This is a genomic window from Bradyrhizobium sp. SZCCHNS2022 (assembly GCF_032377575.1).
Classification (GTDB): domain Bacteria; phylum Pseudomonadota; class Alphaproteobacteria; order Rhizobiales; family Xanthobacteraceae; genus Bradyrhizobium; species Bradyrhizobium aeschynomenes.
In genome coordinates, this window is the sequence record NZ_JAUHHZ010000001.1 from 5,640,933 (window position 1) to 5,654,339 (window position 13,407).

Genomic DNA, 13,407 nt, shown 5'->3' on the forward strand with positions numbered 1-13,407 from the left:
GCAGAATGCCGCGGTTGCGGCGAGTTCGACGTTTCATCGGACACTCTACCAGGAAAGGAAGAGCCCATGCCGGTCAAGATCGATGCGCTCGATCATCTCGTCATCAATGTCGCCGACGTGGAGCGCACGACCGCTTGGTACCAGAAAGTCCTGGGCATGACGTTGCAGGTGTCGGACCCCGGCATGGGACGAACGAAGCGAACGTCTCTGCTGTTCGGGAACCAGAAGATCAACGTGCGACCGAAGGACGCGGACAAGGTCGACTGGTTCACGGCCGACCATGTGATGGCGGGAAGCGACGACCTCTGCTTCCTGACCACGAGCAGCCCGGACGAGGTCGTGGCGCATCTGCAGGCGCTCGGCGTCGCGATCGAGGAAGGCCCGGTCGCCAAGCAGGGAGCCCGCGGCACCCTGCGCTCGGTGTATTGTCGCGACCCCGACGGCAGCCTGATCGAGATCTCGTCGTACCAGGACTGAGGCCCCGCGAACGACGGCGGTTACTTCGCGAGCGTCTCGCCGCTGCGTGCCATCTTCTCGACGATGTCGCCGCGCGACCAGCCGGTGAGGGACGCGACATTGTCGGCCTCCTTGGCGAAGCGCGCGGTGAGCCCGTCCCGGTAGGCGTTGGCCGCCTCGCACGTCGCCTCGCCGCGCCAGGGATGGTGTTGCACATAGCGGCCCTGGAAATTGGCGCGGTCCTTGGTCTCGACGAAGACGATATCCTCGGGGAAGGACTTGGCGTCATAGCGCACGTGCAGCCGGGTGACGTAAGCGTCAGAGCCGCCGCCGCGCCGGTTCGCACGGAACGCAACGTCGCCGTCGCCGCCGATCCAGCGCGCGCCGAGCTCGACCAGCTCCTTGTTGCTCATCGGATCGGCGGCGCAGGGATCGCACCAGGCCATGTCCCAGGCATATTCGACGAACACCGCCTGCATGTTCTCGCGCGCCACGGCGCGCTCGAACAGCGCCTTGTAGAACGTGCCGAACTCGTTCTTCACATAAAGCGGCACGTCGATGTCGGAGGGGATCTTCACGGTGCGATAGTTGGCAGCCTCGATGCGGCCGCTCCTGGTCAGCGCGAAGATGATCAGGTCCTGTGGTCCCCGGGCGTTGACCGTGCCGAGCCGCAGCGGGACCATGAACTTGGCGCTCTGGTAGCGCACCTGCAGCGGCCGCAGCTGTCCGTTGCCCAGCCCCTTCATGCGCTCGACATTGACCTTGGCGACGAAGAACCGCATGCCCTGCTTGATGTAGCTGCCGAGCACGGCCTCCGCACCTTGCGGAAGGCGATAGTCGTTGTCGGTCAGCCAGCGCGTCAGGCCGTCGCTCTCCTGCGCCGACAGGATCAGCACGTCGTATTCGGCGACGTCATAGCTGGCCTCGATGGTGACGCCGTAATCCCGCCGGGCCATCTCTTGGACCGCTCCCGCCATCATCGGCGCCGTCGGCATCGCCCGCGCCGCAACCATGACCGGCGCGCACGGATCCGCATCGTGATACTCCACCAGCCGCGGCGCGGTGTATCTATCGAGATGGTCGATCGTCTTCGGCTCGACCACGCCGATCTGCTTGCGCTCGATGAAGGTCGGCACGGGAACGACGACCGCGAACTCCTTCACGTCGCCCTCGAAATCGCTGGCCATGGTGATCGCGGTCTGCTGGCCGTCACGCGCCAGCACCACCTTCGAGGACTGGTTGAACAGCTTGGCGTCGGCCTGCGCGACATAGAAGCCGCAGAACGCATGGGCCGGTGCGGTCGCCGCATGGGCGAGGATCGCAGCAGCTGCCACGCCGGTGCGGAAGAGTTTGCTGGTACGCAGGGTCATGTCGACACTCCCTTGGGAACAGACGGACGCCAGGAAAAGCGGGCAGCGGGAATCAGCCGGTCGAGCACCAGCGTCAGCGGCGACAGCGCGATCAAGGCGACATAGAGCGCGGGCCGCATCTGCAGGACGAAGGCGAGGTAATGCGCGGTTACCGCGACCGCCGCCGCGAACAGCAGCCGTCCGGCGTGGGAATCAGGCGTCGTGCGCGGGTCGGAGATCATGAAGAACGTGAAGATGAGCAGCGAGCCGCTCTGCAGCTGATGCAACGGAATGACCAGGGGATCGCCGAGCCAAGTCGCTCGCAGCAACAGCAGCGCGGCATGCGACGCCAGAAAGTAGATCGCGATATCCACCCGGTGGGAAGCACTGAGAACGAGAACGGCAAACAGGCTGGCGAGGCTCGCGAACCAGATCTCGGTGCCCCATTGGCCGGGCGAGATCCACACGCCGCTGGAGCTGAACAGCAGCACCACGATCGCAAGGCCCGCCGGATTGAAGACGTGCTTGCCGTCGATGCGCAGTACGAATTTCGAGCCGATGGCGATGACGGCCGCGGCCGCATGCAGCCACAGCGCATCCGCACGCAACAGCAGGCTGAGCGACAGGCCGGTGATCAAAGGCGACTTCAGGTCGAGCGGCAGACCGGAGAGACGACAGCCGATCAGCTGCGTCAGCAGCGCAGTCGCGATCGCGATGACGCTGGCCGCAGGTCGCGCGCCGAAATCGATCAATGCGAAATTGATCACCAGCAGCGTGGTCAATGCCGCGATCTGGAAATAGCGGGCATCGGGCAGCCGCCGTGGTCGTGCCAGGGCCTGCATGCGAACCTCCGGACAAGTTTTGCCGCGCCATTGGTCGCGCCCGGACGGAGAGCGGTTCAATCCGGATTTGATCGCGACGCCGCCGGATGGCAAAAGGTGGAGCAACATCGGGAGAAAGCGGCCGGGACGGGCCGCGGACAAGAACAGCGGAGCCAAGATGAACGCAACGACGATCGCACCCGGCACTGTAATGCCATTCGACGGCATGGACGTGCCCTGGCTCCTGAAGCTCCGCAGCGAGACGCGGCGCGATCATCCCTTCCTGATCTGGGCTCCGTTCGATGCTCCCGCGCGTCGCTGGACCTATGGCGAATTCCACGACCGGGTCGGCGCGCTCGCCGCGGGCCTCGTCAGGCGCGGCATCAAGCCGGGCGACGCAGTGCTGATCCATCTCGACAATTGCGTCGAGGCCATGCTGGCTTGGTTCGCCTGCGTCGAGCTCGGCGCGCTGGCGGTCACCACCAACACGCGCTCGGCTGCGGCCGAGATGAACTACTTCGCCGGGCACTGCCGCGCGGTGGCCGCGATCACCCAGCCGTCTTATGCCGAGATGATCGCAGCGCATTGCCGTGACATCCGCTGGCTTGCGGTGATCTCGCATGATCCGGGACAGACTGAGGCGACGACGGTCGGCGTGAGCGAGCGCTTCGAGACGCTGTTTGCCGACAGCGCCGAGCGGCCACGGCGTGCGATCGATCCGCTCGCGCCGTGCAGCGTGCAATACACGTCGGGCACGACGTCGCGGCCGAAGGCGGTGCTATGGACGCACGCCAATGCGCTGTGGGGCGCCAAGGTCAATGCGGTTCACGAGGACCTGCATCAGAGCGACGTCCATCAGACCTATCTGCCGCTGTTCCACACCAACGCGCTGGCTTATTCGATGCTCGCGAGCCTGTGGGTCGGCGCCACCTGTGTGATCCAGCCGCGCTTCTCGGCCAGCCGCTTCTGGCCGGTGGCGCTGGAGCATGGCTGCACCTGGACCTCGACCATTCCGTTTTGCATGAAGGCGCTGCTCGAGCAGGAGGTACCGAAGGATCACAAGTTCCGGCTGTGGGGCACCGCCGCATCGGAGCCACCCGCCTTCGCCAAATTCGGCATCAAGATCATCGGCTGGTGGGGCATGACGGAAACCATCACCCACGGCATCGTCGGCGAGATCGATCAGCCGAACACGCCGATGTCGATCGGCCGCGCCGCGCCGGAATACACCATCCGCATCACCGACGACGACGGCCGGCCGACCGGAGTCGGCGACACCGGCAATCTCGCCATCAAGGGCGTGCCCGGCCTGTCGCTGTTCGCCGAATATCTCTACAACGAGGAGGCAACGCGGACGAGCTTCGATGCCGATGGCTTCTTCCTCACCGGCGACCGCGTCACGCGCCTTGCCAACGGCTTCATCAAGTTCGGCGACCGCACCAAGGACATGCTCAAGGTCGGCGGCGAGAACGTCGCGGCGTCCGAGATCGAGCAGGTGATCATCACCGTGCCCGGCGTGCGCGAGACCGCCGTCGTCGCCAAGAAGCACCCGATGCTCGACGAGGTCCCGGTGGCGTTCGTGATCCCGCAGGCTGGCGCCCCGCGCGAGCAATTGCCTGAGAAGGTGCTGGCGGCCTGCCGCGCTGGACTGGCCGACTTCAAGGTGCCGCGCGAGGTGAAGCTGGTCGACGAGATGCCGCGCTCGACCTTGGAAAAGGTCGCGAAGGCCGAGCTGCGCAAGCTGCTGGATTGAGCCGAGGTTGCGGCGCGCGTCCTAATGCGCGCCCATGGCGACCGGGCGGAACGCCTGCAACAGCTGCTGGTCGAGCTTCGGCCCCATGTTCTCCATGATCTGGAACGCGCGCGCATGGGTGAAGGCCGGCCGGTAGGCGCGGTTCTCGATCAGAGCGGCATAGATGTCGACGATCGTGGTGAGCCGCACGATGTCGCTGATCTGCTCGTTATGCAGCGCATCGGGATAGCCGGAGCCGTCGAGGAACTCGTGGTGGTGCAGGATCACGTCGAGCATCTCCGGCGGGAAGCCGCCCTGCCGCCACAGCGCCTCATAGCCGCGGCGCGGGTGCTGGCGCAGCAGCGCGATCTCCTCGGCGGTCAGCTTGCCCTGCTTGTCGAGGATCGCGACCGGAATGAACGCCTTGCCGACATCGTGCAGCAGCGCAGCACGGACCAGCCGGCGCTGGTCGTCGTCGCGCATGCCGAGATGGATCGAGAAGCCGACGGCGAGGCCGGTCACGAACAGGCAATGCCGATAGGTGTCGTTGTGATGGCAGCCGACCACCGTCATCCACTCGCGCAGCGAAGAGTGCTTGATCGCCTTCAGGATCTTGTTCTCGGCCGCGACGATGTCCTCCATCGTCAGATGGGCACCCGTGGGCAGCTTCTCGAAGATCTTGACCATGACGGCCTGGGCCGCCTCGATGCCGCGATTGAGCAGCTTGCCGCGATCGGTCTCGTCATAGCCGTCGTCGGCGGGAAGCGCCGAGCGGATGCGCTGAAGCACGTCCGCCGGGCTGAACGGACGCGCGATCGTGTCGGTGGCGCCGAGCGCCCACGCCTGCATGGTGGCGTGGTGCAGCGCCTCGGCGAGCACGAACAGGCGAGGCACCTCGCTATAGGCGCGCGATGACAGCTTCTTGCGCACCCGCTGCACGCTCTCCGGCGAGCGCAGGTTGATGTCGACGATGACGCCGGAGAAGCGGTTGCCGGGGTTCTCGGGAATTTCGGTGGTCGGCATCAGGTCGACGTCGCCGACCGAGCGCAGGATGCGCGCCAGCTCGCTGCTCTGATCGCCGCGATCGGACGCGAGCAGGAGATGGCGCCTGGTCGCGGTCTGGGTCACGGTCTGCTTGGCTGTCGCGCTCATACGTGCTCGCCCCTGCGGTTTGCTGCCCTTGCAAGTTACCGGGATACGGGTTCGTCGCGGCTTAAGCCGATCATTCAAGCTGTATCGTTTCAGGTGTGCGAAGCGTTAAGAGGAACGCTCAAATTGTGCCGCGCCGCGCCCGATCGCATCGCCAAAAAAGAACCGCCGGAGACGTGCCCCGGCGGTTTCCAGATACTGCGACCGGTCCGGCGACGACGCTACGCCTTCATCGCCGCCTTGACCGCTGCGGCGGTGATCGGCAGCGCGCGCAGCCGCGCGCCGCAGGCGTTGTAGATGGCGTTGCCGAGCGCCGGCGCGACCACCGTCACCGCGGGCTCGCCGACGCCGGTCGCCTTCTCGCCATTGGCGATGACTGCGATCGCGACCTCCGGCACCTGGCTCATCCGCAGCGGCGTGTAGCTGTCGAAGTTGGTCTGCTCGATGCCGCCATCCTTCAACGTCGCCTTCTCATACATCGCCAGCGACAATCCCCACAGCGCCGCGCCCTCGACCTGGGCACGGATGTTGTCGGGATGCACCTGGGTGCCGACGTCGGTCGCCACGGTGAGCTTCTTCACCGTGACCTCGCCGGTGTCGGCAACCGCCACATGGGCCACGCACGCCGTCCAGCTCGCGGTCGCCCGCTCCTGCGACGACACGCAGGACACGCCCATGCCCTCGCCCTTCGGCAGCTTCTTCGCGCCGTAGCCGGACAGGCCCATCGCTGCCAGCAGCGTGTTGCGCAACCGCTGCGCGCCGCCGTCGTTCTTGCCCTTGCCGTCGAGCAGCGCGATGCGGAACTGCGCCGGGTCCTGCCCCGAGGCCACCGCGATCTCGTCGATCATGCTCTCGACCGCCCAGAACGTCCAACCCGGCGCCACCGAGCGGAGCTGCCCGGACGGCGTCGCATTGTGCGCGAGCTCGTTCTTGATCGCGCGCACATGGTGGTTGGGCACGGTGTAGAAGAAGTCGGCGCCGTTGACCGTGAAGGAGTCGAGCGGGCCCTTCTTGTCGACCGAGGGCGACAGGAAGTCGGGAATGCCCCAGCGCGCCGTCGGCCAGGCCGAGACGACGTCATGGCTCAGCGCGATGAGCTTGCCATTGCTGTCGAGTCCCGCCTTGACCTTCTGGTAGGTGAGCGGCCGCGAGTAGTCCATCGTCATGTCGTTCTCGCGGGAGTAGATCACCTTGACCGGCTTGCCGACCGCCTTCGCCGCCTGCACTGCCGGCACCATCATGTCGGCGTCGAGCCTGCGGCCGAAGCCGCCGCCGAGCCAGGCCTGATGCATCACGACGTATTTCGGATCGATCCCGGCGGCACCCGCCGCGATCGCACCGGAGCGGGTCGCGAACTGATTGCCGGAGTAGATGTGCAGGATGTCGCCCTTGAACTCGGCGGTCGCGTTCATTGGCTCCATCGGCGCGTGGATGTTGATGCTGGTAGTGTACTCCGCCTCCAGCACTTTCGCTGCACCCGACAGCGCCGCGACGGGATCGCCGTCCTTGACGAAGAACTGCCCGGAATCGTCCTGCGCCTGCAGCCGCATCGCCTCGGTGAGGATGGTGTCGGTGCTAACATTGGCGTAGGGGCCCTTGTCATAGCTGACCTTGAGCGCATCCGCCGCCTTCTTGGCGTTGGCGAAGGTCGAGGCGACCGCGACCACCCAGCCCGAGGTCGAGCCGGTCTTGTCGTCGAGCACGACCGCCTTGATGAAGCCCGGGACCTTCTTGGCTTCGGAGTCGTCGACCGACTTGACGGTGGCGCCGAAGCGCACCGGCGGGGTCACCACCTTGCCGTACACCATGCCCGGCAGCATCGTGTCGATGCCGTATTTCGCCGTGCCGTTGGTCTTGGAGGGGATGTCGAGCTGCGGCACCGACACACCGATCATGGTGTACTGATCGGGCGTCTTCAGCGTGATCGCCTTCAACTCGTCCGGCGTGAAGCTCTTGGTGATCTTGCCGCTCTTGACGATCTCGGCATAGCTCATCTGCTTCTTCGACTTCGAATGCATCACGACGCCGTCGCGCACGACGAGCTCCTTCGCCGGCACGCCCATCACTGACGCAGCGGCCTCGGTAAGCGCGATGCGCCCCGCCGCGCCGGCGCGGCTCATGGCGTCGAAGTTCATCATCGTGCTCCAGCTGCCGCCGGTGATCTGCGCGCCGAGCACGGGATCGTTGAACTTCGGATCGTTGGAGGCGAGCTGGACGCGCATGTCCTTCCAGGCCGCACCGAGCTCCTCGCACACGATCTGCGCCATCGTGGACGCAATGTGCTGCCCCATGTCGGCCTTGCCGCAGGTCACGGTGACCACACCGTCCGGCGCGACGGAGTACCACACGCTCGGCTCGAAGCTCGCCGGCGCCGTCGCGGCGAGCGCGGCATCGGGAAGGCCCGCATAGCCGAGCACGAGGCCGGTGGCGGCGGTGCCGACCAGGAAGGAGCGGCGGCTGAGATCGGGAGCCATCTCGGGGGCCATGGCGGGCGCTGCTTTCACGTGCTGGTTCATGTCGCCCTCCGGTCGCTGCCGTTCGACGCGGTGCGCATCTCGGATGCGGCGCGCTGGATCGCCTTCTGGATTCGCGAATAGGTCATGCAGCGGCAGAGATTGCCGTCCATATGCGCCGTGATCTCCTCCTTGGTCGGGCTCGTCGTCTTGGCGAGCAGCGAGGCTGCCTGCATGATCTGGCCGGACTGGCAGTAGCCGCATTGCGGCACCTGCTCGGCGATCCATGCCTTCTGCAACGGATGATCGCCCTTCTGCGACAGGCCCTCGATGGTGGTGATCTTTTTCCCCGCGACGTCGCCGACCATGGTCTGGCACGAGCGCACCGCCTCGCCGTTGACGTGCACGGTGCAGGCGCCGCACAGCCCCGCGCCGCAGCCGAACTTGGTGCCGGTCATCTGCAACTGCTCGCGGATGACCCATAGCAGCGGCGTGTCGTTCGCCGCGTCGACGGACATGGTCCGCCCGTTGATGGTGAGATTGGGCATTGGTTTCTTCCCCGCCCGGCGTGTCGACTTCGCTTACGGCGAAGTTCGGATTTATCGATTCGCTGGGACCCACCGGTGAGATGCCAGCCATCATAAGAATGATCGCGTTGCCACGGTGACGCAACGGGATTTGAACATCGGCTTGCGAAATGAAACGGCAATTTGCATTGTGCAGCGCGAACGATGCTGGGCTCGCGACGCCGGGCAAGCTAAGACGGAGACGCCGCCGACGCGGTCTGGCGACAAGCGGTTGGCGACGAGGAGAGTTCAGGCCATGAGAGCATCCGCACGAATGACGTTGTGCGTGGCCGCCGCTGTGCTGGCGAGTGTGGCGCCCGTGGACCGGGCCGCCGCCGGGCAGACGCCCGATGTCGTCCGCCGGCCTTTCACAGCGACGTTATCCAACGTGTCGCCGCTTGCCTTCGGCATGGATGTCGGTGAGACATCGCGCGTGCTGGAGCAGCCGCTGATCTATCTGAACGGCTCGCCCGGCAACGAGACCTATCTCGCCTTCCGCAATCTCGGCGGCAGCGGACTGGTCCCGCATCATCATCGCCTGTTCCTCAAGTTCCGCAAAGGACGATTGACGGGATGGAAGGAAGACTACGGCACCAACTGGATGTGGCGGTAGCTCCGCGCATCGCGACATCATGAAGGACAGAACGTGGGACAGGACATCAAGCTGACGGCATCGGACGGTTTTCAGCTCGGCGCCTACCGAGCCGATCCGGCGGCAGCGGCCAAGGGCGCGCTGGTCGTGATCCAGGAGATTTTCGGCGTCAACCATCACATCCGCAACGTCTGCGACCGACTCGCTGCGGAAGGCTACGTCGCGATCGCTCCCGCGATCTTCGACCGCGTCGAGCCCAATTTCACCTCCGGCTACTCGCCCGATGAAATCGCCGTGGCGCGCAAATTCGTTGCCAATCCGGATTGGCAGGGTTTCCTGCGCGACACCCAGGCTGCGATCGACGCGGTGAAGGATGCGGGGCCGGTCGGCATCATCGGCTTCTGCCTCGGCGGCAGCATCGCCTATGCAGCCGCAACCAAGCTCACCGGACTGAAGGCGGCGGTCGGCTATTACGGCGGCGCCATCGTGCGCTTCGCCGACGACAAGCCGACCGTGCCGACCCAGCTGCATTTCGGCGAGAAGGATGCCGGCATCCCCCTTGCCGATGTCGAGACCATCGAGGCCAAGCGCCCCGACGTCGAGATCTTCGTCTATCCCGGCGCGCAGCACGGCTTCGGCTGCGACGAGCGCGCCAGCTACGACAAGCCGAGTTCCGACCTCGCTTGGACGCGCAGCCTGGATTTCTTCAGGCAGCATCTGAGCTAAGAAAGGCCGTCATTGCGAGGAGCGCAGCGACGAAGCAATCCAAGGCGTCACGCGCGACCCTGGATTGCCCCGCTGCGCTCGCAATGACGGAGGATGGAGCGTTGCCTTGTTGCGCAGCGGTCTCTCTGAGCAGCCGGAAGATCAGAACCAGCGCTCGCCGACCTGGATGGTGTCACCGGGTTTCAGCGACGTGCCGAGCGGCACCTCGTAGCGGGCAGCACCCGAGGGATCGGTGTGCGTCAAGGTGACGATGTCGCGTCTCGCGCGCGGCGAGAAGCCGCCGGCGATGGCGATGGCGCTCTCCACCGTCATGTTGGGCACGTAGGGATATTGGCCGGGCGCCTGCACCTCGCCGAGGATGAAGAACGGACGATAGGCCTCGATCTCGACCGCCACCGACGGCTCGCGGATATAGCCGTTGCGCAGCTTGGCGGTGATCTCCGCGGCAAGACCGGCGGTGGTGCGGCCACGCGCCGGCACGCTGCCGATCAGCGGCATCGTGATCGATCCGGCCGCATCGATCGCGTAGGTGTTGGTGAGCCCCTCCTGGCCGTAAACGACGACGCGCAGCTTGTCGCCGGCGTCGAGATGATAGGCCATGTCGGTCCGCGCCGGCGCGTAGCCGGCGGGCACCACATGAGCGCCGACGCGCGGAGCGGCAGCGAACGCGTTGCGCAGCGCCGGGATCGCTCCGCCCTGCCCGGTGGCGGCAACCGGGCCGGTCGAAGGTGTCCCATAGGCCATGGCATCGAGATCGCTCTGCGGCTGGCCGACGGCGACGGGGGACGCCGTGTGCATGCAGCCCGACAGCAGGACCGTGGAGAAGATGGCAATGACCGGAAGGAAAAACGCGCGCACTCGAACAATCCCTGAAAGAGGATGCACCCTAGTCATGCGCGGTTAAGGTTAACAAACCGTTGGCGCGTGTGGCGCGCGCGGTACGCAAGTGCGCCGCCTGCAGCGCCCACGGCGCAGAAAAAAACCCTCCCCCACCAAGTGGGAGAGGGAGCCGAGCTCGTCGCCGCCGCGCCGGCGGCAAACGCCAGCGTTGCGCCTATGCGTTGACGCCGACACCGATCGGACAGGCGACGCCGGTGCCGCCGAGACCGCAATAGCCGGCCGGGTTCTTGGCCAGATACTGCTGGTGATAGTCCTCCGCGAAGTAGAACGGTCCCGCCGCACCGATCTCGGTGGTGATGGCACCGAGCCCCTTGGCGCGCAGCGCCGCCTCATAGGCCGCCTTCGACGCCTCCGCCGTCTCGCGCTGCGCATCGCTGAACGTGTAGATCGCCGAGCGATATTGCGTGCCGACGTCGTTGCCCTGGCGCATGCCCTGGGTCGGGTCGTGGCTCTCCCAGAACGTCTTCAGCAGACGCTCGTAAGACATGGCCTTTGGATCGAACACGACCAGCACGACCTCGGTATGCGCGGTCAACCCCGAGCACACCTCCTCATAGGTCGGGTTCGGCGTATGACCGCCGGCATAGCCGACGGCGGTGACGTGGATGCCGTCGCCGAGCTGCCAGAACTTGCGCTCCGCCCCCCAGAAGCAGCCGAGGCCGAACACGGCCTGCTCGAGACCTGCGGGATAGGGCGGCAGCAAAGCACGGCCATTGACGAAGTGCTTGGTGGCGGTGGGGATCGGCTGGGCGCGGCCGGGCAGCGCCTCGGCGGCGCTCGGCACGGCAGTCGGTTTGCGCATGAAGAACATCGGGTGTCTCCGGGCATGGCATTCGCCCGCCGGAACGGTCCGGCGGCGCGATGACCTTCGGTCTGTGGGTTATATAGGCTCTACGCCGGAGATCGCAGCGATGTTACGCCGCGCCGGGGCCGGCGCTCAGTCGCGCCCGTAGCCGATCAGCGGTCGGCGCGGCCGGAACAGCAGCATCAGGAGAATTCCGAGCACGCCGAGCACGGCAAACACCGGCTGGTCCAGGAACACCCTGACGATCCACTCCCACAGGAACGGCGCCTTGGCCTCGACCCAGGCCTTGAAGGCCGCCTGGCTCGCCTGGTGGACATCGTTCCAGAGCTGGCCGAACCGGGTGAATTGCAGGGTCTGATCGGCCACCCAGCGCGCGCCGTCATAGACCAGGAAGATGAAGCTTCCGGCCAGCAGCAACAGTCCCACCAGGCGGAAAAAACCGCGGATCATGCCTCACCTGCTCTCTCTCGCTCGCCCCGACCGGCAGCAAGGCCATAGCGGGGCCCCCTTAGAAATTCAACCTCGTCAGGGGCTTAGAAGCGGCTTTTGGCCGGTTCCGGCGATCCCTGCGGCTTCCGAGACCGTTGACGCTCGAACCGCCTGCCCCTATAAGGTCGCCATTGGCGGTGGGCGCAATCCCGCCGCCGCTGTTCTTTGAGCGGCGCCGATCCACCGAGCCCACACGCTCCGGTCATGGCATTCTCAGAGAGGCGTCCGAACAACCCATCGCGTCGATCGGGCCGCAATCGAGCGGACCGCGCGCGTACCCGCTGATTGCGGCGAACGCTCGCCGCCGAAGGATAGTTGAGAGCATGGCCAACACGACCTCCGCGAAGAAGGCGACGCGCAAGATTGCCCGCCGCACCATCGTCAACAAGTCGCGCCGCACCCAGATGCGCGGCGCCGTTCGCTCCGTCGAGGACGCGATCAAGAAGGGCGACCGCGACGCCGCCTTGAAGGCGATGGCCAATGCCGAGCCGCAGCTGATGCGTGCCGCGCAGCGCAACATCATTCACAAGAACAACGCCAGCCGCAAAGTGTCGCGCCTCACGCATCAGATCGCCAAGCTCGCGAAGTGACGCGATCGCGCGACTGACGAACTATCAAGATGCAACAGCCCGGCTCGCGCCGGGCTTTTCTTTTGCGCTTGGCCCGCCGACTGCGCTTGGCCGGCCGTCGCGACTCGTCCCTGCCGCCTCTTCTCTGCCGTTGCGCCGATTTCTCGGCGCATTTTCGCTCTGCGCATTGCACGCGTGACGCGCTCACACTTCTATTTCATGGCGACATCGAAGCAGCGCTGCGATCTTCGCGCGTGTTGGAACAGTTGCGATGTCGTGCCAACCTGACACGCTCCGTACTCCTACGTGGCGTTCCGTAATTTTACGCGGTGACAATTTTGTCTCACCGGAAACAGCAGCGAATCTGCGCGACGCGCTTGCGCATCGATGTCAAGACCGCTCGATGCGCCGCTCACTTCACGCACTGCGCATCGCGGGAGTTACCCGCTTGAAGTAATCGCGAAAAACATCGGCTCGAAAATGACTTAAGCGCATAGCGCAGCCAAGTGTTTGGAAAAGCGGTCACGCTCGGCCGGAACGTAAAAAAATTATGAAGAAATTTTGGGCAGACGATGTTGTTTGTCACATCCGAGATTCCTCGCGATGATTCAAAACCTTGCTTTCTTAACGCGCAACATGGCGTGGCAAGCGGTGCGATGACTCGCGATGCGTGCTCCGATCAAATGGATTGCGAGTCCCAACGCATCGTGTATTTCTTAAATCCACTCGCGGCGCCCACGATCTTGAGACCAGCGCGGTTTTAGAAACGGGGCGGACGTGCAAATCGGCGGCGGTGTGCG

The 13,407-nt window shown here is 65.4% G+C and carries 13 protein-coding genes; 5 read left to right on the top strand and 8 right to left on the bottom strand.

Annotated features, from left to right (window positions below; all coding sequences use genetic code 11):
• Positions 1-66 precede the first annotated feature (66 nt).
• Positions 67-477 carry a VOC family protein gene (locus QXZ94_RS25170; RefSeq protein ID WP_315722918.1) on the top strand — a complete coding sequence of 137 codons (411 nt, stop codon included), beginning with the start codon at positions 67-69 and terminating at the stop codon, positions 475-477.
• Between the two features lie 20 nt (positions 478-497).
• Here QXZ94_RS25170 and QXZ94_RS25175 read toward each other — a convergent pair whose 3' ends face one another.
• The gene (locus tag QXZ94_RS25175; protein ID WP_315722920.1) at positions 498-1,826 is read right to left on the bottom strand and encodes a DUF2330 domain-containing protein; all 1,329 of its coding nucleotides are present in this window, start codon (positions 1,824-1,826) and stop codon (positions 498-500) included.
• Positions 1,823-2,647: an RnfABCDGE type electron transport complex subunit D gene (locus QXZ94_RS25180; protein WP_315722922.1), complete on the bottom strand. Its 825-nt coding sequence runs from the start codon at positions 2,645-2,647 to the stop codon at positions 1,823-1,825. Before QXZ94_RS25180 ends, QXZ94_RS25175 begins: the two co-directional genes overlap by 4 nt.
• Positions 2,648-2,804: 157 nt before the next feature.
• Here QXZ94_RS25180 and QXZ94_RS25185 point away from each other — a divergent pair, with 157 nt between their 5' ends.
• Positions 2,805-4,379, top strand: coding sequence for an AMP-binding protein (locus tag QXZ94_RS25185; RefSeq protein WP_315722924.1), 1,575 nt, complete (start codon positions 2,805-2,807; stop codon positions 4,377-4,379).
• A gap of 21 nt (positions 4,380-4,400) precedes the next feature.
• Here the strand turns inward: QXZ94_RS25185 and QXZ94_RS25190 are convergent, their stop codons facing one another.
• From QXZ94_RS25190 to QXZ94_RS25200, 3 genes are all read right to left on the bottom strand, one after another.
• The gene (locus QXZ94_RS25190; RefSeq protein WP_315722926.1) at positions 4,401-5,510 is read right to left on the bottom strand and encodes an HD-GYP domain-containing protein; all 1,110 of its coding nucleotides are present in this window, start codon (positions 5,508-5,510) and stop codon (positions 4,401-4,403) included.
• A gap of 218 nt (positions 5,511-5,728) precedes the next feature.
• Complete coding sequence (locus QXZ94_RS25195; RefSeq protein ID WP_315722928.1) at positions 5,729-8,023, bottom strand: xanthine dehydrogenase family protein molybdopterin-binding subunit; 2,295 nt, start codon at positions 8,021-8,023, stop codon at positions 5,729-5,731.
• Positions 8,020-8,508 (bottom strand): (2Fe-2S)-binding protein, encoded by a 489-nt coding sequence (locus QXZ94_RS25200; RefSeq protein ID WP_315722930.1) that lies wholly within the window; start codon positions 8,506-8,508, stop codon positions 8,020-8,022. The genes QXZ94_RS25195 and QXZ94_RS25200 overlap by 4 nt, the downstream gene beginning before the upstream one ends.
• A 274-nt stretch (positions 8,509-8,782) precedes the next feature.
• Between QXZ94_RS25200 and QXZ94_RS25205 the strand changes: the two genes are divergently transcribed.
• Both QXZ94_RS25205 and QXZ94_RS25210 read left to right on the top strand, forming a co-directional pair.
• The gene (locus QXZ94_RS25205) at positions 8,783-9,139 is read left to right on the top strand and encodes a hypothetical protein (RefSeq protein ID WP_315722933.1); all 357 of its coding nucleotides are present in this window, start codon (positions 8,783-8,785) and stop codon (positions 9,137-9,139) included.
• Positions 9,140-9,172: 33 nt separating this feature from the next.
• Positions 9,173-9,844 carry a dienelactone hydrolase family protein gene (locus QXZ94_RS25210; protein WP_315722935.1) on the top strand — a complete coding sequence of 224 codons (672 nt, stop codon included), beginning with the start codon at positions 9,173-9,175 and terminating at the stop codon, positions 9,842-9,844.
• Positions 9,845-9,985: 141 nt separating this feature from the next.
• Here QXZ94_RS25210 and QXZ94_RS25215 read toward each other — a convergent pair whose 3' ends face one another.
• The 3 genes from QXZ94_RS25215 to QXZ94_RS25225 form a co-directional block, all read right to left on the bottom strand.
• A complete protein-coding gene (locus tag QXZ94_RS25215) occupies positions 9,986-10,702 on the bottom strand; it encodes a polysaccharide biosynthesis/export family protein (RefSeq protein ID WP_315722937.1) in 717 nt (238 codons plus the stop codon).
• Between the two features lie 196 nt (positions 10,703-10,898).
• The gene (gene msrA, locus QXZ94_RS25220; RefSeq protein WP_172110520.1) at positions 10,899-11,555 is read right to left on the bottom strand and encodes a peptide-methionine (S)-S-oxide reductase MsrA; all 657 of its coding nucleotides are present in this window, start codon (positions 11,553-11,555) and stop codon (positions 10,899-10,901) included.
• A 126-nt stretch (positions 11,556-11,681) separates the two neighbouring features.
• Positions 11,682-11,999, bottom strand: coding sequence for a hypothetical protein (locus QXZ94_RS25225; RefSeq protein WP_315722940.1), 318 nt, complete (start codon positions 11,997-11,999; stop codon positions 11,682-11,684).
• A gap of 362 nt (positions 12,000-12,361) precedes the next feature.
• Between QXZ94_RS25225 and rpsT the strand changes: the two genes are divergently transcribed.
• On the top strand, positions 12,362-12,628 hold the full coding sequence (gene rpsT / locus QXZ94_RS25230) for a 30S ribosomal protein S20 (protein WP_015670320.1): 267 nt from the start codon (positions 12,362-12,364) through the stop codon (positions 12,626-12,628).
• The last annotated feature ends 779 nt before the right edge of the window (positions 12,629-13,407 follow it).